This window comes from Ruegeria sp. CH8 (assembly GCF_056536985.1).
The window spans coordinates 147,190-166,585 of record NZ_JBQFQR010000012.1 but is presented as its reverse complement, the minus strand read 5'-3'; the positions used below and the strand labels follow the sequence as shown (position 1 = coordinate 166,585).

The 19,396-nt window shown below is 56.3% G+C and carries 15 protein-coding genes and 1 tRNA gene; 6 read left to right on the top strand and 10 right to left on the bottom strand.

Going from position 1 to position 19,396, the window contains the following annotated elements:
* The coding region (locus ACR0ER_RS15150) for an amidohydrolase family protein (protein ID WP_480769653.1) at nucleotides 1–558 on the bottom strand (558 nt) is incomplete at its 3' end.
* Nucleotides 559–963: 405 nt separating this feature from the next.
* Here ACR0ER_RS15150 and ACR0ER_RS15145 point away from each other — a divergent pair.
* The 3 genes from ACR0ER_RS15145 (at nucleotide 964) to ACR0ER_RS15135 (ending at nucleotide 6,295) form a co-directional block, all read left to right on the top strand.
* A complete protein-coding gene (locus ACR0ER_RS15145; protein ID WP_480769652.1) occupies nucleotides 964–1,683 on the top strand; it encodes a helix-turn-helix transcriptional regulator in 720 nt (239 codons plus the stop codon).
* Between the two features lie 129 nt (nucleotides 1,684–1,812).
* On the top strand, nucleotides 1,813–3,438 hold the full coding sequence (locus ACR0ER_RS15140; RefSeq protein WP_480769651.1) for a L,D-transpeptidase family protein: 1,626 nt from the start codon (nucleotides 1,813–1,815) through the stop codon (nucleotides 3,436–3,438).
* Between the two features lie 112 nt (nucleotides 3,439–3,550).
* Nucleotides 3,551–6,295 carry an AsmA family protein gene (locus ACR0ER_RS15135; protein ID WP_480769650.1) on the top strand — a complete coding sequence of 915 codons (2,745 nt, stop codon included), beginning with the start codon at nucleotides 3,551–3,553 and terminating at the stop codon, nucleotides 6,293–6,295.
* Between the two features lie 3 nt (nucleotides 6,296–6,298).
* On the opposite strand, the gene ACR0ER_RS15130 is transcribed toward ACR0ER_RS15135, so the two are convergent.
* The 7 genes from ACR0ER_RS15130 to ACR0ER_RS15100 all read right to left on the bottom strand — a co-directional run bounded on the left by ACR0ER_RS15130 (nucleotide 6,299) and on the right by ACR0ER_RS15100 (nucleotide 13,047).
* The gene (locus ACR0ER_RS15130) at nucleotides 6,299–6,799 is read right to left on the bottom strand and encodes a hypothetical protein (RefSeq protein ID WP_480769649.1); all 501 of its coding nucleotides are present in this window, start codon (nucleotides 6,797–6,799) and stop codon (nucleotides 6,299–6,301) included.
* Nucleotides 6,800–7,472: 673 nt separating this feature from the next.
* Complete coding sequence (locus ACR0ER_RS15125) at nucleotides 7,473–7,676, bottom strand: hypothetical protein (protein ID WP_480769648.1); 204 nt, start codon at nucleotides 7,674–7,676, stop codon at nucleotides 7,473–7,475.
* A gap of 230 nt (nucleotides 7,677–7,906) precedes the next feature.
* Complete coding sequence (locus ACR0ER_RS15120; RefSeq protein ID WP_480769647.1) at nucleotides 7,907–9,754, bottom strand: hypothetical protein; 1,848 nt, start codon at nucleotides 9,752–9,754, stop codon at nucleotides 7,907–7,909.
* Nucleotides 9,755–10,144: 390 nt separating this feature from the next.
* Entirely contained in the window at nucleotides 10,145–10,399 is a 255-nt protein-coding gene (locus ACR0ER_RS15115) for a hypothetical protein (RefSeq protein ID WP_480769646.1), read from the bottom strand.
* A gap of 174 nt (nucleotides 10,400–10,573) precedes the next feature.
* The gene (locus ACR0ER_RS15110) at nucleotides 10,574–11,773 is read right to left on the bottom strand and encodes a tyrosine-type recombinase/integrase (RefSeq protein WP_480769645.1); all 1,200 of its coding nucleotides are present in this window, start codon (nucleotides 11,771–11,773) and stop codon (nucleotides 10,574–10,576) included.
* A 151-nt stretch (nucleotides 11,774–11,924) separates the two neighbouring features.
* A tRNA-Met gene (locus ACR0ER_RS15105) sits at nucleotides 11,925–12,001 on the bottom strand.
* 83 nt (nucleotides 12,002–12,084) lie between these two features.
* Nucleotides 12,085–13,047 (bottom strand): alpha/beta fold hydrolase, encoded by a 963-nt coding sequence (locus tag ACR0ER_RS15100; RefSeq protein ID WP_480769644.1) that lies wholly within the window; start codon nucleotides 13,045–13,047, stop codon nucleotides 12,085–12,087.
* Between the two features lie 439 nt (nucleotides 13,048–13,486).
* On the opposite strand from ACR0ER_RS15100, the gene ACR0ER_RS15095 reads away from it, so the two are divergent.
* The 3 genes from ACR0ER_RS15095 (at nucleotide 13,487) to ACR0ER_RS15085 (ending at nucleotide 16,560) form a co-directional block, all read left to right on the top strand.
* Nucleotides 13,487–15,034 (top strand): trimethylamine methyltransferase family protein, encoded by a 1,548-nt coding sequence (locus ACR0ER_RS15095; RefSeq protein ID WP_170333967.1) that lies wholly within the window; start codon nucleotides 13,487–13,489, stop codon nucleotides 15,032–15,034.
* Nucleotides 15,035–15,097: 63 nt separating this feature from the next.
* Nucleotides 15,098–15,829, top strand: coding sequence for an SDR family NAD(P)-dependent oxidoreductase (locus tag ACR0ER_RS15090; RefSeq protein ID WP_480769643.1), 732 nt, complete (start codon nucleotides 15,098–15,100; stop codon nucleotides 15,827–15,829).
* Complete coding sequence (locus tag ACR0ER_RS15085; RefSeq protein ID WP_480769642.1) at nucleotides 15,826–16,560, top strand: SDR family NAD(P)-dependent oxidoreductase; 735 nt, start codon at nucleotides 15,826–15,828, stop codon at nucleotides 16,558–16,560. The genes ACR0ER_RS15090 and ACR0ER_RS15085 overlap by 4 nt, the downstream gene beginning before the upstream one ends.
* Here the strand turns inward: ACR0ER_RS15085 and ACR0ER_RS15080 are convergent, their stop codons facing one another.
* On the bottom strand, nucleotides 16,561–17,901 hold the full coding sequence (locus ACR0ER_RS15080) for an NAD(P)/FAD-dependent oxidoreductase (RefSeq protein WP_480769641.1): 1,341 nt from the start codon (nucleotides 17,899–17,901) through the stop codon (nucleotides 16,561–16,563). It abuts the gene before it with no gap.
* Complete coding sequence (locus tag ACR0ER_RS15075; protein WP_480769640.1) at nucleotides 17,898–19,394, bottom strand: aldehyde dehydrogenase; 1,497 nt, start codon at nucleotides 19,392–19,394, stop codon at nucleotides 17,898–17,900. The genes ACR0ER_RS15080 and ACR0ER_RS15075 overlap by 4 nt, the downstream gene beginning before the upstream one ends.
* Nucleotides 19,395–19,396: the final 2 nt, after the last annotated feature.

The window sequence follows — 19,396 nt, the reverse complement described above, 5'->3', positions numbered from 1 at the left end:
GAATGTCTTCGTCCGAGTATCGCTTCCGAGCCATCCCTTGTTCCCCCTTCTCGGCCAAAGTAGTGGCACAATTTTAGGGGGCAAAGACACCTTTCCTCGATCAATTGCCTTTTGCAGTCCAATTGCAGGGCCTCCAGCATCACGGACAGTTGTGAAGCCACGCAGCAACATTTTTTCTGCTTCTGACGTGGAAACAGCGCCCCAATACATCCAATCAAAGTTATCTCTCAGATCAGCCACAGGCTCCGTTATTGCCATATGTACGTGGGCATCGATCAGGCCCGGCATCAGAGTTCTGCCTCCACCGTCGATTATCTTAGCGTTGGCTACGGCAAGGGTTTCAGACGATACCTCTGCGATCAGATTATCGACTACCAAGACATTCGCGTTCTCAATTCTCTCTGCATTCACGCCGTCAAAAACATGCACATTGGTAAAGAGTATCGGAAAGCTATCCTCTTGTGCGAGGGCCGGGTTGGACAGAAGTCCCGCAAAGAGAAGTGAGGCTGCACTCTTTGACATTGCCCGTTTGAAGCGCAGCTCAAAGGGAACGTTCATATTCCGATCTCCAGCTCAAATATATCCAAGGTGGCGATTATGCTAACAAGGTTTTTGAGAATTACTTATTGTCATTTGAGGACAAACTTATTTTTCTCTGTCCAGTAAAGATAACTTGGATGACATATGTGCGCTCAGGCCTCTCAAGTGACGATCCCAGTCATGCAATCAAAATTTTTGTCCGCGGTGGTAGATCGATCTTGCGAACTGGGCGCTGACAGAGGAATAGTCTTGGAAGGCTGCTTACTCAGGTCAGAAGTTTTATCTGGCCCTACCCAACCAATTCCAAGCGCATGTGTGTATCGTGCGTCCACCCGTGCCGCCAGACTTTCAAAAAATCCATATCTTTGCGCAGAGATTGCTCGTCAATTTGAATGGAGTGACGGTTTCGTCCCGCCTGAAACTATGAGCGACACGCCTAGCTTGGGAGACCTGCTTGTTGCTTGGCTTCATTTTGTGGAAGCCGCGCAAATTTCAATGAATTACACGATGGTGATTAAAGATGGACGGGCCATATTGATTGGCCGCCGGATACTTCAAGCTTCTCAACCTCCCGGCCAAGCAGACGCATGGGATATAGTTGCATGGTTAGAAATGCTGAGGGCGAGGTTGGGGCCAGTATGGAACAGCGCGTTGGTCGAAGTACTTGTCTTTGATCCGAAAGCGATCCCGCCTACTTTTATTCCTAAAAATCAGGTTCAAAAATGCGATGCATGGGGCCTCAGTATGTCGTTCCCCGCGTCTTGGTTGATGCAGCAGTCGAAATTTGAACGAAACGAGGCGACGGAAGCGGACAGCCCCATTCAAAAAGCACTCGACTTGGCCGACTTATTCTCTGTGATTGACTACTCCGCATGGCCTGGCTTGGACGGATTTGCAAAGTTCATCGGGCTGCATCCCAAAACGCTGCAAAGAGAACTTGCAAGACACGGCACCACAGGAGCAAATCTCGTAGACAGAGCGAAAATGCGTCAGGCGGAGCAATGGCTGACCGAGGGGCGCCTTTCCATAACAGATATCGGAAAGAACTTGGGCTACAAAAACCCAAGTGCGTTTACACGAACGTGTCGCCGTTGGTTTGGATCGTCGCCTTACCGGTTAAGGCACGACCTCGATGTTCGATGATATGCCCGTGAAGTAGGTCCGCTTTGCGAGCAAAATCTGAGTACAATAAAATACGATTTGATTATACAAAATGTTGGAGTATCCTTTGTGGCAGTAACTACATATAGATTGACTATTTAGGAGGGGATGGTGAAAGCTCTTAGATCAGCGGTTGCAACTGCACTGACTGCAACGCTGATAACATGCCCTAACTTGGGCGCAGCGGACCAAGTCTCGGAGCAGATAGAAGCGCTGATACGGTCAAATACGAATGCGAGTAGTACACTTTCAAACAGCAAGAGTTTGGACGCAGCAATCCTTGTACCTCGTTTCTATACGGACAGAGAATTTACGCCAGCTTGGACCAGTTTTGAATTGGTTGACGAGCTTTTTGAGGAGTTGGATGGAGCAATTGATCAGGGCTTTACGCCGAGTGACTTCAAACTAGAAGAGCTTCGATCCACATTCAAAGCCTCACAGGATGGCGATGCCTCCAGTCGAGCTTTATTCGATATTCTGGCAACTGACGCGGCCGTAAAACTCGTACACCATTTGGTGTTTGGAAAAGTCGATCCAAATGCGCTAGACGACGATTGGAACTTCTCAAAGCCAGTAATTCAACAAGACCCTTCCGTTGTATTGAGCCAATATCTTCAGGGTGAAGGCTTCAGCGCTTTAATTGAACGCATCGATATCGACAACGCGCAATATACTATGCTCGTTGATGCATTGAGCAAATACAGAGCTATCGCATCAAAGGGGGGCTGGAACACAGTCCCCGAAGAAACGGTTCTGAAGCCGGAAATGGTGGATCCTGCCGTCGCCGAACTGCGCAAAAGGCTAGCGGCAGAAGGCTACGATGGAACAAATGAATTTCCAGAAATCAGCCAAAACGGTATAAATCCAGCTTGGGTTTATGACGACAACTTGGTGCAGTTGGTTAAAACCTTCCAAAATCGTCATGGCTTGGAAGCAGATGGCGTCGTTGGTGGTAAGACTTTCGCGTCTCTCAACAAACCTGTCGAAGATCGCATAAATAAGTTGCGGCTCAGCCTTGAACGAGGCCGCTGGCTCATGCGCGAAATCGACGAAGAGTTCGTGCTGGTAAACATTGCAGGCGCTCGTACTTACTTGGTCACGTCCGATGGGACGCTTTGGACCACTCGGTCGATCACAGGATCAGCCTACCGAAAAACCCCAGTGTTCCGAGATGAAATTGAATATATGGAATTCAATCCGACGTGGACCGTTCCCGCCTCGATTTTTCGGAAGGATAAGCTTTCGCGCATCCGCAAGGACCCAGCCTATCTGGCGCGCAACAATTACGTAGTTCGGAACAAAGACGGGCAGACGATTCCTGCCAACGCTGTGAACTGGGGGGCAAAGAACCCCGGCGTCACTTTGGTTCAGCAGCCGGGCCCAGACAATGCCTTAGGTTTAGTCAAGTTCATGTTTCCCAATAAATACTCTGTGTACTTGCATGATACCAACGACCGCAGTCTTTTCGACCGAAATGAGCGGAACCTAAGTTCCGGCTGCGTGCGTCTTGAGTATCCGTTCGAATTTGCCAGCCTTTTGATGGAGGGAGAGCCCGACTGGAGCCGGCAAAAGATGCAATCCATTCTGGATAGCGGGAAGACAACGCGCGTTAACCTGCCCGAGCCCATGCCTGTCCTTTTGACCTATTGGACTGCGTGGGTCGAGGATGGGGTCGTTCATTTCCGTGAGGACCCATACGAACGAGATGCTCGAATACTTGCAGCTTTGGACCGATGAACACGTCATCCTCGAAGAGATGCGCAATTCTGAGCGTGCTAAATTGCTAATAGGATTGGTGACTTCCAATTGGTGGAAATTCAAAGCAGTGTGAGCAGCAATAGGAGAGCACATGAGGGTTTGGCTCGTAAGAATAGTTGGTATTGTTGCACTTCTCGCCTTCGCTGCAATCGCTTTTGTCTGGTTGTTGCTTGCGTCTCCAATGTTCTCGGACATGCGGCGTGGCCTTTTAGAAAGAGTTCTTTCGGAACAAATTGGCCGGCCACTTCTCGTCAACGATGATGTAAGCGTCGCGCTTGGACGCATTAGTCACATATACGTCGGCGGGGTGATCATTCCGAGCCAGACAATGCCGGAGTCACCACTTGTAGAATTGAACCTGCTGGAACTGGAGCTGGACATTGCCGCTTTGACCAATGGGCGTCTGCATTTTGACAATCTGGTAGTAGAAGGCCTCCAAGCGAATATTCTTACAGCCGCAGACGGTACAACAAGCTGGCGAAAAGACAGGCCAACACCCAAGCCCGCGTCTGAGGAACCTGTATCAGCGGATGAGCAAAAAGACGTCGCTGGCGCTGATAGTACCAATGAGAGCGACACAGAAGGCAGTGGAATCCTGAACTTCCTGAGCGACAAGAATGTCAGCTTCACGTCAATCGGGTTAAACATCGACGACAAGGTCTCGGGCTTCTCGTTTGTGTTTGACCTACAGTCACTCGCTCTTGAACAAGCGGACAATGGACAAAGAACAAAGGTCTCTGGTTCCGGCTCCGTCAACGGTCAGGGTTTCCAAGTCGAAGGCGACTACCCACACGCCGCACCGTTTAGGACACGCGCCAGTTTTGGGGAAATGACCGTAAGCTACGATGGTGAGCCTTTCTCGGAGGACGAAGGGGGTGGCTATCGGGCTGTCTTGGAAATGGACACCGGTGAATTCGGTGATTTTCTAGATGTCATTGGGCTGGAACGCGTTTTAGAAGGCAATGGGCAGCTACAGGCTGAACTCGTGTCTCAGGATGCTCTGAAGATCGAGGCGTTTACAACCACCGTAAGCCTGGAAGATGGGCAGAAACTCGAAGCAGAGGGCGCAATAGATGACCTCTACACCGCTCAGGGTGTCGATCTGCTTTTCAAAGCGCGACTTCATCCTGAAGGACAGCCGCCGCCAGCAGCAAAAAGTATCCAAGAGCTGAAATTCACCGGCTTTGAAATGCATATGGTCGGATCCCTGGCTTCCTTCGAATTTGAGAAGTTGCTGTTCCAAACCAATGCATTTGACCAGGGGTTAGACGTAATCGGTCCAGCCTCTATCGAAAGCATTCGCCGCATGCCAGACGGCCGGCTCGCCATGCTGGGCATTGCGCTGCAAGCCGGGCCAATTGAGGAACCGGTCCTCAAAGCCGAAGGTGAAATCCTTGATCTGCTTCAGCTTCAGGATGTAACTTTCGATGGTGTGCTGAACGGACCCGCCAAGTTGATTTTGCCAAACTTAGACGAAGGCTTTGTTGGTCAGTTTGGCGGCATTAAAGCCGACTTCAACATATCCAATGCAGGCGGCCCGGTTTCTCTCAATAGGTTTAATGCTACCAACTATGGCACCGAACTCTGGGCGCTCGACCTTGCACTATCGGTGAACGAGCTAAAAGGGCTGGCCGGTCTCGATTTCGACGTGGAACTGGATGTCGAGGACGGTGCCCAGTTTCTGACCGCGCTCAACTTGCAACCTGTCGAAATCGGATCACTAGCTATCGATGCTGAAACCTCTAGGCAGGGCGAGGACTTTGATGCCGCAATCCAGTTCGAAGCCGGGTCTTCCGATCTTCTTGCTGCTTTGGATGCGCGGTTTCCCGAAGGTGCATCCGTCGTCCGTGGCAACATTACGAGCGAGAGACTCGATCTCAACGACCTGAAGAACCTGACAGCCGTACTGGACCAACTGAAAAGCCTGGTAGGTGAGGCCTCGCAAGAACCTGACGCCGAAGTTCAGCCCTTGGTTCTGCCGAAGGAGACAGACGTTCAGCCCTTGGTGTTGCCAAAGGACAAAGGGAAACCTGCCGATCTTCTGGATGTGCAACGTGTACTGAAAGAGGCTGATGTCGAGGTGCAGATCGACTTCAAAGAGATAATAGGCCAGCAAGGCGTAACTTCTGTTTCAAGCCAATTGTCTGCAAAAGACGGAACCATAGATTTTGGTCCTCTTCAAATGGCGTATGGCGGCGGAAACTTCAGCCTGCGGGCGGTCATGGACCTGATTGACTCACCTGATTGGCTTTCATTGTCAGGATCGACCTCAGGATGGGAATTTGGTGAAATCCTTGATGAATTGGGAATTGGCATTGATGCCTATGGACGTTTGACCGGTGAGTTCAACGTTTCTGGCAGTATCGCCTCGGCCGAGGCCTTCATCAACTCCATGCGCGGCAATGCGTCTTTGTCGATGTCGCAGGGCTACATAAGCACCAGCCTATTGGAACTGGCGGGGCTGGGTATCTTCCCATGGCTGTTTTCAGAAGAGTTCAGACAAGGTTACACCGATATCACTTGCGTGGTTGCTCCGGTTGAAATTCAGGCCGGGCGAGTCAGTTCAAACTCCGTCGTCATTGAAACGGGATCGGTTCAATTGGTGGCCAGAGGACAAGTGGACTGGCTGAACGATAGCATAGCGCTCAGAGCGGAGCCTCGGCGCGTTGGCAAACCCCTATCCCGAAGCGCCTGGCCCTTTGATGTGACTGGCCAGCTTTCATCGCCGAAGTTCAAGCTGGATGTGGGCGGGTCGAGAAACAAGGCCCCGGAAGGCGCTGATGCCATGCCTGTCGACAGGCGACCCTGTGTGCCAGACATCAATCAATTGCAATAATACCTAATTCTTCAGTGGTTCTGGCTGTTCGGCCTGGCACTCCAGAACGGCCTCAATGGCTTTGGCAGACCCGCTGAGGTCAAGTTCCACCTCGGCCCCGCTTTCGCCAATAATCGTAACACTCTGGCGTTTTCCAAACTCGGTCACGAACGCCGGGTTGTCGAAAAAGGCGTAGCCACCGGGCACGCCATTCTTGAAGACCCCAACCGCTTCGCCTTCGAATTTCGCATCACCAAAATCGAACTGTACAATCCCGGTCGCCCCGTCCTCGATTTGCACCCAGGCCGGATTAAAGGCTGCAAAAAAGCCACCCGCCTGATTGGGTGCCGCGCCAATTTCAACGGTCATTTCATTTTCAAAGGGTTTCCAAGCTAGACAGCCGTTGCCCTTTTCGGGGTCAATCAGGATTGTCCAGCCCCCGGACTCGCCCCACCGCTCCATGCCGGCGGCATGAAGTAAGCTTGCACAACACAAAGCCAGTATTGTCAGCACATACCTGTACATTTTTAACCCCGGATTAGTTTTGAAGGTTTACTCATCCTACCGATCAAGGAAGATCAATCAAACGATACAAAAGAAGCTTCATCAGGACACAAGTTGTCGGGGCGCAAACGTGAAGTCTGCTTCCAGCTCACACCGCATACGCTGCTATTGGAAGGAATGCCCGCTTTGAGCAGTCTGCTGCACTTTGCAAAGTCCGCTTTCTGCGCATCGAAGACCTTCGCGCCCTGAGCACCACTGGCAACTTTGGGCTCGATGCGGTCATCTGAGTCTTTCTGTCAGATGACGGCTTAGGGGCGGATAGCGGTCATTGTTGGTGGTCATTCCGAGAAATTTCGCCTTAAGGTCTGCATAGAACGGTAGCGGACGTTCGCTGGACGGCTTTCTTAGTGGCCTTGCGGCTCGCCATTTTTCCCCTGCATCTGGCGCTGCAACGGTTGATAATCCGATTGCAGAGCATGGCTCACTCGCCACGGGTTGACCGGGTCGGAAAATCCCACCTGCTAAAACGCGAAAGGACTAGACCTAATCGCGATTACAGGGTCATTCGCCGCCGATTTTGCCCTTTTTCTTTTTTATAAAGACCCTCGGGCACCCTGCCGTTGTTTTTTATAACTTCCATGCGGCGTTGGTCCCTTTGTCTTTTATACAATCCATGATGCGCGCTCGCGGGCGATTACCGGCCTGTTCTTGCGTCACCATGCCCGCCGGGTGCATTCCGCTCACACACGGGCGATTTTCGGGGGTCACTGGCGATTTCCTGAAATGCTGCCGGGTCGTCAATTGCAGCGATTTGCAGCAGGGCGAGACGCTCATGCCGTTTGAGTAACCTCCAAACCAACCGCATCTCGGTGACGTGGTCAGGCTCGCTTTCGGTCATCTCGTTTTCTCCTGTTTAGCCCAATTTTACCGCCATTTTGAAAGTGCACCCCAGTTATTCCAGTCCTGCCCAGTTTTCAGAGACTATTACTGTGAAGTCTCTCTGCGCTGCAGCATAAATTCCCGTAACTAGTCCCTCAGAACTGGAATAACTATGGGTGCGCTGGGGTGCACTTTCTTCGACCGTGCCGCAGTGCAGCAGAAATTTGTTGATGGTTTTGGGCTTTCCCATCACTCTTTCCGATCAATCCACACGTTTTCGATGCCATAAATGGGTTTTCTGTTGGGTCGAATGCCGACCTTTTGCCGGGTCAATTTCCATGTTCCGGCCTGTGTCTGGGCCGGTGCCCCCATGATCGACCTAAGCTTGATTGGGACATTCTTTGCCCCGATCCGTTTAAGCGCGTCGGCGTCCGTTTCGCCGTCTTCTTTTTCAAGGTAAATCAGGGCGGCAAGTTCGTCTGGGCAATACTCAATCAATTCACTGTAGGTCATGCCGTAAAACGGGCCGACCAGCTTGAACTGCCGATCTGGGTTTTTCGACATGTTTTCCATCTGGGTAATTTCTCGAACGTGTTTCATCCGTTCACACAGAGCGATGATTTCCTCGGTCTTGTGGCCTTCGCCCTCGGCGCTTTCTTCCCAGCTTTCAAACAGGTTTTCCCGATGTCCTGCTTGCACGGCATTGCCCACGTGCTTTGCCCATCCGGGGAACCGGCCTTTGACCGTGCTAGTGTTGTTCTTCTGACCCTCCTGCCAGATGCGGTAGAGCGCGCTGATTAGTCTGCTTCGATTAGCTTCGGCCTCGGCGAAAATGTCGACCTTGTAATCGCGGGTGGCAGGGCTGTCGGTGGTGGGTTCGATCCTGCAAGTCACAACGCGGTTGGGAAGGTCGCCGCCGGGTTCAATGTTGTTGCCTGTCAGGACGGGGATTGTTGACGTTGGTGTTTCGGTGACTTCGTGACGGCCCAGTGTGCGCGGCCTGTAAACGCCTGCTGTGCTGTAACCCTCAAGATGGGATCGTTTGACCACTTCCCCGCGCGGCACATTGTCGAACAGAACCACGGGGCAGCCTGTCATAATCGTAGCCGCAAGGGTCTTTTCGAATTCTTCCTCTCTGGACGGCCAAGGGGTGATGGGGACGTCGCGCCCTGTGATCAGCTTGTGAATGGCACGGACCACCATCGTTTTTCCCGATGAAGAAAGCGACGCGGTGAAAAAGAACACGGGCGATGGTTCGCCGCCGTAAAGCGTCTTGCGCGTGAGTAAGGTCAATGCAAACGCGATTGCGCGCCGAAAGTCCGCATCACTGGCCCACTCGATTTCATCCAGCCACGCTGCCAGAACAATCCACGCGCTTTCGACGTGTTCAAACTCCGTCAGTTTGATCCGTTGTTCGATGGCATAAAAAATCCCGGTGGCGGGGTCGTATTCGTTGCGGCTTTTGATCAGGTCTCCGTTCTGCGCGATCACGGGGTGGTCGATCACCGTGTGTAATGCTGGCAGGGTGACGCCGCACGGTGCGGTGCCGCCTGTCGCCAAAATGTTCGCGCCCACTTCGCGCGTGGGTCTGACCGCGTGCAGTTTACCTTGCTTGTCCTGTTTGATGAACCGGACCACGTTTTCAATGTCGGTTAAAATCTGGTGTGCGTCGGTTGGTCTGACGATGTGGGTGGCGCTCAGTTCTCGGGTGCGCTGGACCAGTTCGCCGTTTTCGTCTCGCCTGAATTGCAGGACCGGGGGCAGGGCGCGGGTGACCACTTTCCCGATGTGTCCGGCGTAAGAGTAAAGCTGGTTGCGTTCGGCCATTCGGCCCAGAATGATGTTTTGCAGCAAAGACCAAGGCCAGCTTGTGTAAACGTCCTCTCGGGTATCGTTCGGCGTCGAGTGCACGCTGTTGTTGAACCCACGGACGTTGTCTTCCAGCGCGTCTTGGTCGATTTCCGCGCCGTCGGGTTTTGGGTGCGGCTTTTCCGCTTCCTCGGCTTGTTGCTTGGCGAACTCTGCGGTTTTCGCCTTTGCGGCGTCGTCCATTTCGTTTCCGAACATGTCTTTTTCTGGTTTCTGTCCATCAGCCATGGTGCGGCATTCCTGTTTTTTTGCAGGACGCCCAGACTTGCCACCTTTTCGTGAAACCCGTAGACTGCCAGTGATCACTGTAAGTCTTTGGAGCTAGTCTCCGGATTTCAAATTTGGGTGGGACGTCCTTCGGGGCGTCCTCATTCATTTTGGGATTGCTCGCGTCCTGTTGCCGTCTTGTCCAAGAATTGCCCCGGATGCGTGGGGTGCGGAGTTTCACCGTCATTGACCGGGGGCCTTGGGTCCGCCCGATTTGCCTGTTTTTCAGTCTGGCGTGTTTGGCGATTTGGGTCCAGTGAGATCGTCCCATCCCTGATCAATCCAGCCCCATTTCGTCGTCTGGCGAGATGAGATTGAGGACCATCGCTTTTCTACCTGAAAATTCGGCGATCATGCGGCCTCCGCTTCGATCTCTGCCTCGCGGTGGGCGATAATGTCTTTGACCCGCCACTTGGCTGGCATCCCGCTTTCGGGCGTGTTGACCTGTTTTGGGAATTCATTGGCTTTCAGCTTTTTCCACGCGAGGCTTCGGCTGTAAGGAAGGTATCCACGCTTCTCGCGGGTGCTTACGAACTCGCGCATTTCCACCAGTTCGTCGGGTGGCATCGCCGCAAACTCGGCAGGCGTCATTGGAAATCGGGTCACCCCGGCATCCTTGTCTCGGGGCGCAGTCAGGACAGAAGCGCAAAACGAAACGACTGCGCCCCGGTTGGAGCATCGCCTGCGCGCCTTTCTGTCCTTTCTGAAATGTCGCGGGGTGATCCGGTCACCCTGCAACGGTCAAACGCTACCCGCCCAAGGCTGGTCAGTCAACGCCACTCACTCGGCGGCAATGGGTAATGGTTCGACAACCCTGACCTGATCCAGCCAATCGGCCCACGCCTGCATCATGCGCTGGCGTTCTGTGCGCCACTGGGTTCGGTTGTACGCGCGCCCATGTAGGTCGCGGGGTTGGTGGCTCAGTTGCATCTCGACAGTGGCCTCGTCAAAACCCATGCGCTCGACCAGCGTCGTACGGGCAATGGCACGCGCACCATGTGCAGTCATCTTTCCCTTAAAGCCCAGCCGGTCGATAAATTGGCTTGTAGCTACATCTGCCGGTGGCCTTCCACCCAATGTGGCAAAGACCCAGTCGCTGTCCCGGTTGCGCTGTCTTAGGTCAGCCAGTAGGGTGAGGCTCTGGGCACTCAGCGGTACGATGTGATCGATCAGCCCCACCTTGGTCACGTCGAAGACCCACTCGTGCGTGGTCCAGCCGATTTGGTCCCAGCGCATCCTGCGGACCTCGCCGGGCCGTTGAAAGGTCAGCAAGCACATCTGCATCAGCGGCTTGCTGATCGTTGGCGTGTTCCAGCCCCACAGCTTGGTCAGAAAAGGCCGCAATGCGTCCGGCTCTGTTAGCGCGGGGCGGTGCTGTTCCGGTGGCGTGTCAGGCAACGCGGCGGTCATCCCGGTGGCCGGGTTGGTTCGGCGCAGGCCTAGTGCGATGCTGAACGTCAACACCTGACCGATCATTGCTGTGACCCGTTTGGCGGTGTCGATGGCACCCCGGTCGGCGATGGGTTTGACCGCCGTCAGCACGTCGATGGCTTCGATCTGGTCGATGGGCATTTGCCCAATGGCGGGCCAGACGTCCTTGGTCATGCGATTGGTGAAGCGGTTTTTGTGTCCAGCACACCAGCGGGTTTTGGTGTCGAGATACGCCTGCGTCAATTCCTTAAAGGTCGTTCCGCTGATAACCTTGGCGCGGGTCTGTTCCCTGCGGCGTTCGACTGTAGGGTTTTTTCCCTCTGCGATGGTGTCGCGCGCAGCCTGCGCCTTTTCGCGCGCCTCTGCCAGCCCAACCGTCGGGTATTCACCCAGCGCGACATCAGTGTCTCGACCGTCTTTTCGCACCCGAAGTTTCCAATGTTTTGCCCCGTTTGGCTTGATCATAAGAACCAGCCCGCGCCCGTCTGACAGCTTTTTGACCCGCTCGGCTGGCCTTTCCTTCCTGATTTTCAGGTCCGTGAGTTTCATCGTTACCCCCAAATCAACCCCCGTTTTGACCCCCACATTACGTGGATTGGTCTGGACGGGTTGTGTACGGGCAACACATTAAGGAAACAGTCAAGTCATTGCAATTCAACGACTTTATGGACGGGTCTGGACAGGTCTGGATGGGGTGGGATGGTAGCGGAGGAGGGACTTGAACCCCCGACACGCGGATTATGATTCCGCTGCTCTAACCAACTGAGCTACTCCGCCATGAGTGAGAGGCGATTTACGGGAGGGGCTGAGAAGGGTCAAGAGGGAAAAGACGGTTAAAGCCGGATTCTTTTTTGCCCCGGTCAAACCGCTTCGGGCTGGGCGGGTATAGCTTTGGCGATCCGCCGAATGAATGCTGCGCAGGCGTCCGGTTTGGTTATCAGGATCATGTGGCCAGCGCCCTCGATCCGTTCGAGGGGTAGGCCGAAACGGGCCATCGGCTCGCCCTGCGCCTCCGGCGACAGAATAGCGTCCTGTGCGCCATACAGAATTCCGCCGGGAACGGTCAGTTCTCCATACCTCGCCATCTGCGTCTCCAAGCTGGCGTCAATGCCCGCAACATCCTGCGCTCCGGTGATGAAAGCTGAGGGTCGCAGTCCCAGTGCGCCGCCCGCGCGGTCGAGGAAATCGGCAGGCGCGGGTTCGGGGGCAAAAACGATCCCGAGGGTGTGCGGCGCGGTTTTAGCGGCCAGCGGTACGGCCAGAGTGTTGCCGATCAGGCTTCGCAGCCATTCGGTGCGAATCTCCAGCGGTTTGAAGACTTGTGGCGTGGACGGAAGCTTTTGAGTCAACGGAGCCAATAAGGCCAGTGCCTTGGTTTTTTCGGGATAGTCCAGCGCCATGGCCAACGCGATCGCACCACCCAGAGAGTGGCCGACCAGAACCGCGTCAGTAATGCCCTTGTAGTCCATTAGCTCTTGGATCATGCGGGCCTGTTCGGGAAGGCGCCCCAGATCGGACGTGTCGCGGGTCGAATACCCGCAGCCGGGCCGGTCGACTGCGATGACGTGGTAGTCGTCGACCAGCATATCGACCAGCGCGTATGTGAAATGCTGCAACTGACCTGCAAGCCCGTGGATCATGACGATGGTCTGTTTCGAGGGGTCGCCTCGCTCTACAAAATGAATGCTGCCGCCGCTTACAGGTGTGACAACGCCAAGCTGAGGGACTCGTTTTTGCCCATCAGCGGTCAGCTTGCGGGTCCAAAGATGCAAGCTGACAAAAAACGCGATGACCAGAAGGGCAATTATCAGGATAGTGTTCATCTCAGCAGTCTCCGCCGTGGCAAGGGCAGGGTGGTATTGTTCCAGCCCGGTCTGGATCATACGTTTTTAATACTCGGATACGGGCTCTCGCTAAAGCGTTGTGTTACAAACCTGACCGTTCTGATGTCCGGAGCAATCGCCCGATTGCCTTGTGTAACTTGAGACTTGCAAGGCGACACAACCGATTTTCGACCCTTCATCTCGGTAGGCTTTTTGAAGGTAGGTTTGCACCTCGACCCATTGATCATAGTTGCGAGTGCAGTCCGGGTTTTAAAAGAGCTAGTGCTTTGCGGTTTGGCAAGACAAACTAGCGCCAAACCGCTGAGGCGACGCTTCATGTTTCAAAAACGGTGTCGCTTCCTGCAAACAGATATCGCAATCAGTGAGGTGAAAGGCTCGCGAATCCCCCAATCTGGGAAGCAAGATTGGAGGATTGCCCGTGAACATTCGAACCGCGTCCCGCGCAGGCGGCCGTTCAGCCCGTCGCGCCCTGCGCACCGCCCCGAATTTTGAAATGCTGCCCGGCCTGACCCGAGGCATCCCCTTGTGCGAGGTGATGGACGGTAGCCAGGTTGAACGCATCGACAATGCCGCCATGGACATTCTGGAAAACGTTGGCGTCCAGTTTCGAGACCCGATTGCCATAGAGGACTGGAAAAAGGCGGGTGCCAAGGTCGATGGTGAACTTGTTTATCTGGACCGCAACATGGTGCGAGAGCTGATCTCGACCATTCCGACGCAGTTCACCTACCACGCCCGCAACCCCAAAAACAACGTCAAGCTGGGTGGTAAGCATTCGGTGTTCGTGCCGATGACTGGCGCGCCGTTTTTGCGCGATTTGGATGATGTGCGCCGCAATCCGCTGTTGGAAGATCTGGCGATGTTCCACAAGCTGAGCCACATGATGCCCGCGCTGCACAGCTCGGCCCACCACATTGTCGAGCCCTATGATCACCCGATCAGTCAGCGCCATCTGCAGATTACGTACTCATCGATGAAATACTCGGACAAGATGTTTATGGGTATGACCACCTCGCCCAAGAACGCCGAGGATGTGATGGATATGTGCGATATCCTGTTCGGTGAAGGCTTCATTGACGACCATCCAGTCACAACCGGCAACTGCAACGGTAACAGCCCGCTGGTCTGGGATGAGACCATGTTGGGCGCGATGCGTGCCTTCTGCCGCCGCAATCAGCCGGTTTTGTGCTCTCCCTTTGTTCTGGGCGGTGCGAACACGCCCGCGTCGGTGCCCGCAACTGTGGCGCAGCTGACCGCCGAGGCGCTGAGCGCTCTGGCTTACACACAGGTGATCCGCAAGGGCGCGCCGGCGATCTGGGGGCACTATCTGTCGACAGTGTCCATGAAATCAGGCGCACCGATGGCTGGCACGCCCGAGATTAGTCTGATGAACTTTATGATCGGCCAGATGGCGCGGTTCTATGATGTTCCTTGGCGCACGTCGAACACGCTGGGCGGGGCCAAGACCTTTGACGCGCAGGCGGGCTATGAATCCGCCACCACGCTGCAAGCGGTCATTCATGCCGGTGCCAATTACATTTGGCACTCTGCGGGCTGGAATGAGGCCGGGATGCACTGTTCTGTCGCCAAGTTCATCGTGGACGCGGAGCAATGTGCCATGGCCTATCGCATGGCCGAGGGGCCGAAGTGGCACGATTTCGATCAGGCCATCGCCGCAGTGCCCGATGTCGGCCCCGGCGGGCACTACCTTGGCCACCCGCACACACAGGACAACTTCCAGAGTGCCTTCTTCATGCCTGAACTGTTCGACAACAATTCGATCGAGCAATGGCAGGCTGAGGGCAGTGTCGAGATCACCGAACGCGCGCTCAAACACGCCAGGAAACTGTTGTCCGAATACCAGGAACCTAAGCTGGACGAGGCGAAGAACGAAGAGCTTCTGGATTACATCGCCCGCCGCGAGCGGGAAATTCCTGCGGCTGACGAGCTGAACCAGAGCTACTAAGGAATTCTCCCTGCAACTCACCCGCCCAGATCATCGGGCGGGTTTTTTCCAATCGGAGGGATAATGGAACTACAGGGAAAAGCCGCTCTCATCACCGGGGCAGCCGGTGGGATCGGCGCTGCCATCTTGCAGCGCCTGCGTCAGGCGGGCGCGCGGGTTGCGGTTGCTGACCGCGTGACCGAGGGGATCAAGGCAGAAGCCCATCTACCCGGCGATCTGTTGGACGCGACCTATGCCGACACGCTGCCCCGGAACGCAGCGGAGGCTCTGAGTGGTCTGGACATCATCATCAACAACGCCGGTGTGATTACGCGCGGTTCAGTCACCGAGACATCGGATCAGGACTGGGCGCTGTCGCTAGGCGTAAATGTCGAGGCCCCTTTTCGTGTCTGCCGGGCTGCAATCCCAATTCTGGCCGCAGGTGGTGGCGGGGCTATAGTCAACACCGCATCCTGCTGGGGCCTGCGCCCTGGCCCCAACCACGCGGTTTACTGTATGACCAAGGCCGCGATTGCCTCGCTGACCCAGTGCATGGGCATGGACCACGCCCATCAGGGCATCCGCATCAACGCCGTCTGCCCGAATGAGGTGAACACGCCGATGCTGCGCTCGGGCTTTGAAATGCGCGGGTTCGATCCGGATACCGCCGTGGCCGAACTGGGCCAGACCGTCCCATTGGGCCGCATTGCCGAACCCGAGGATATCGCTGACGTGGTGATGTTTCTGGTCTCGGATTCTGCACGCTATGTTTGTGGCACGTTGTTGGAAGTGAACGGAGGGAAGCCGGTTTCATGAGCCGATTTGAGGGCAAAACCGCGCTTGTCACCGGCGGGCGCAGTGGAATTGGCCGGGCCATTGCCGCACGGTTGAGGCAGGACGGGGCGCGTGTGTTCACGGCACAACGTGGGGCAGATCCTGATTTCGATGGCATCGCGGCCGATTTTGCCGATCCCGACAGCCCGCAAGCCGTGGTTGATCAGGTCATCGACCGAGCAGGGCGGCTGGACATTCTGGTCAACAATGCAGGGATGATGCAGGAAGCCTCGGTTGTTGAGATGAGCCTTGAGGACTGGCAGCGCAATCTGATGGTCAACCTCACCGCTCCGTTCCTGCTGATCAAGGCGGCACTGCCGCACTTGCGACGGACGCGTGGCAATATCGTCAATATCGGTTCGATCGAAGGGTTGGGCAGTAATCCCGGCCACGCCGCCTATTGCGCGTCCAAGGCCGGCCTGCATGGCTTGACGTGCGCGGTGGCCGTGGATCACGGCGCCGACGGCATCCGCTGTAATGCCGTCGCACCGGGTTGGATCGATACTGAACTGAATGTGGGTTTCATCGCATCGATGCCGAACCCCGAGGCGTTCCGCGAAGATATCAGGCGCATTCACCCTGTAGCCCGCACTGGTGCACCGGAGGAGGTCGCGGCGCTGGTTGCGTTTCTGGCCTCAGACGAGGCCAGCTTCATCACCGGGCAGGTCTATACCGTGGATGGCGGGCGCATGGCCAAGCTGAGCCTGCCCTGATCACTCATCCCGCGCGCGCCATTCCTTCCAGCGCAGAACGGCATTTGCACCGATCTCGCGGAAGGGCTGCGGTGGCAGGCGCTTGGGCTGATCTTCGGCCTCGAAAAAACGGGTGATGTCCGAGCTTTGGCCGCAGGCGCGTTCTGCTGCTGCGATCCCGGTGAGAGTCCCGCGTGCAGTGCCCAGCCCGTTCTGGACGCAACCGGAATAGACGCCTGGTTCGATCTCGCGCGTGACCGAGACACTGTTCAGGCTCAGGCACAGGTGGCCGGCCCAGTGGTATTCCATCTCCATCCCCGCCAATTGCGGGAACCGCTGGTCGAACTTGCGCTGCATCACCTTTGATGCCCGCGCCAGATCGCGAGTGGTTGCGGCCATGCCGGGACGCAACGCCGCGCAGGTGCGGGTGATGACGCGATTGCCGCCCTGTCCACTGTCGATCCGCCGCATCGTGGTGCCCATCGGATCGGACGGAGTCACGCCCCATCGCGTTTGCCCGCCCAGACGGGCCAGCGCGTTACCGTCCAGTTCCGGTGTCATCGCGGCGAACAGGAACAGTTGCATCAGCCGGTCACGCTCGATACCGAAGCTTTCGAGATGGCCGTTGACCGTCAGGATCACAGCACCCGTGCTGACCGCCGATCGCTGGGTTTTCACCAGCCACGCGCCGCCTTGTTTTTCGAACCCGGTGACGGCCGAGTTTTCATGCAGCGCCACGCCGTCCCCCACCAACCCGGCCGCCAGCCCGCGTATATAGCCCGCAGGCTGCAACATGACCGTTCCGGGCGTGTAGAGCCCGGACCGGTAGTGGCGTGAACCGGTCAGGTCGAACATCTGCTGCGGATCCAGCATTTCGCTGGTTTCACCCAGCGTCTCCAGATGCTGCGCATAGCTGACGTTATGGGCGTGACCTGCCGCGCTGGCTGCGCCATTCACCTTGCCCGCCGGATCAAAGAAGTTCGGGTCGATCCCGTATTGCGCGACCGCTGCGCGGGCAAAGGCGATCGCCTGACGGTTCAGTCCGATCATCACCTTGTCGTCGCCCGCCCCGGCATAATCGTCCGACGCCAGATCATGCGGCAGGTCGATCATAAAGCCCGAGTTCCGCCCCGCAGCACCCTCGGCCACGCGTCCGGCCTCAAGCACAACGACCCTGGCATCGGGTTGCAGTTGGGTCAGGCGCCGGGCCGCCGACAGCCCGGCGAATCCGGCACCGGCTATGGTGAAATCGGCGGTCAGGTCACCGTCCAATTCCTGCGCGGGCGGCTGAGCGCCAAGGATGGCGCTCCATGCCGCTGGTCCACGATGGACCGGCAGGGTTCTGGCGGTATAGGCGCTCAATCGACGGCCTCATCAGCGTCATCGGCAAGGTCGATCCAGATGGTCTTCAGCTGAGTGTACTGGTCATGCGCGTGGACCGAGTTGTCACGCCCGCCAAAGCCCGACTGCTTGTAGCCGCCGAAGGGCGTGGTGATGTCGCCTTCACCAAAGCTGTTCACCGTCACGGTACCCGCCCGGATGGCCCGCGCACCCCGGATGGCACGTTTTGCGTTGGCCGTGAAGATCGAGGCACAGAGGCCGTATTCGGTGTCATTGGCGATCTTGATCGCCTCGTCAAAGCTGGAAACCTCAATCACCGAAAGGACCGGACCAAAGATCTCCTCGCGCGCCAGGGCGGAGTCGTTGCCGGGCACTTCGACCACGGTGGCTTCGACGAACCCATTCTCGGCCTTGCCGCCAATCACGACATTCTCAGCCTGATCCAGATAGCCACAGACCTTGTTGTAATGGCCTTCGCTGACCAATGCGCCCATGCGGGCTTCGGGGTCCAGCGGGTCGCCGATGTTCCACTGTTTGGCGTGGTGCGCGATGCGGTCCAGCAGTTCCGCCTTAACATCCTTGTGCACGATCAGGCGGGACGAGGCCGAGCAGTTCTCGCCCATATTCCAGAATGCACCGTTGACGATATGCGCCGCAACGCGGTCGAGGTTCTCGGCGTCGTCCATCACGATGGCGGGGTTCTTGCCGCCCATTTCCAGCACCACCTCTTTGGCATTGCTTTCCGCCGAATAGGTCAGGAACCGTTTGCCGGTGACGGTCGAGCCGGTGAAGGACACCATGTCGACATCCATATGCCGCCCGATAGGTTCGCCGACCTCTGCGCCACCACCCGGCACGATGTTCAGAACGCCGCGCGGCAGCCCGGCTTCCATAGCCAGTTCGGCCATACGCAGGGCCGTCAGTGTGGTTTCCGCTGCAGGTTTCACCACCACCGAGCATCCCGCCGCCAACGCAGGACCGATCTTCCACGCCAACATCAGCAGCGGGAAATTCCATGGCAGTACCAGACCCACCACGCCAATCGGCTCGCGCACGACCATAGCGATGTGATCGTCACTGGCGGGTGAGACCTGATCATAGATCTTGTCAATCGCCTCGGCGTGCCATTTCAGGCAGTGAATGGTTTCGGGCACGTCTACGGTTTCGCAATCATAGATGGCCTTACCGCTGTCGATGCTCTCCATCACCGCCAGTTCGCGCGCGTTACGAGTCATCAGCTTGCATAGACGGACCAACACATCCTTGCGCTCGGACGGGTGCAGTTTCGACCAGCGGCCGTCGTCAAACGCCTCGCGCGCCTTTTCAACGGCGAAGTCCACATCCGCCGCGCCGCAAGCGGCTATGTCCGCCAGCGTGTCACCGGTCGCGGGGTTCACAGTGGTGAAGGTTTCACCCGAGATTGCCGGACGGAACGCGCCGTCGATAAAAGCACCGGTCGGCAGTTTCAGGCCTGCGGCGATGGATTTGTATTCGTCCTGTGTCAGCAATTCCATGC

Coding starts and splice junctions, on each gene's coding strand:
- ACR0ER_RS15145 (WP_480769652.1), top strand. CDS start 964: ATGAGCGACACGCCTAGCTTGGGAGACCTGCTTGTTGCTTGGCTTCAT.
- ACR0ER_RS15135 (WP_480769650.1), top strand. CDS start 3,551: ATGAGGGTTTGGCTCGTAAGAATAGTTGGTATTGTTGCACTTCTCGCC.
- ACR0ER_RS15130 (WP_480769649.1), bottom strand. CDS start 6,799: ATGTACAGGTATGTGCTGACAATACTGGCTTTGTGTTGTGCAAGCTTA.
- ACR0ER_RS15125 (WP_480769648.1), bottom strand. CDS start 7,676: ATGACCGAAAGCGAGCCTGACCACGTCACCGAGATGCGGTTGGTTTGG.
- ACR0ER_RS15120 (WP_480769647.1), bottom strand. CDS start 9,754: ATGGCTGATGGACAGAAACCAGAAAAAGACATGTTCGGAAACGAAATG.
- ACR0ER_RS15110 (WP_480769645.1), bottom strand. CDS start 11,773: ATGAAACTCACGGACCTGAAAATCAGGAAGGAAAGGCCAGCCGAGCGG.
- ACR0ER_RS15100 (WP_480769644.1), bottom strand. CDS start 13,047: ATGAACACTATCCTGATAATTGCCCTTCTGGTCATCGCGTTTTTTGTC.
- ACR0ER_RS15090 (WP_480769643.1), top strand. CDS start 15,098: ATGGAACTACAGGGAAAAGCCGCTCTCATCACCGGGGCAGCCGGTGGG.
- ACR0ER_RS15085 (WP_480769642.1), top strand. CDS start 15,826: ATGAGCCGATTTGAGGGCAAAACCGCGCTTGTCACCGGCGGGCGCAGT.
- ACR0ER_RS15075 (WP_480769640.1), bottom strand. CDS start 19,394: ATGGAATTGCTGACACAGGACGAATACAAATCCATCGCCGCAGGCCTG.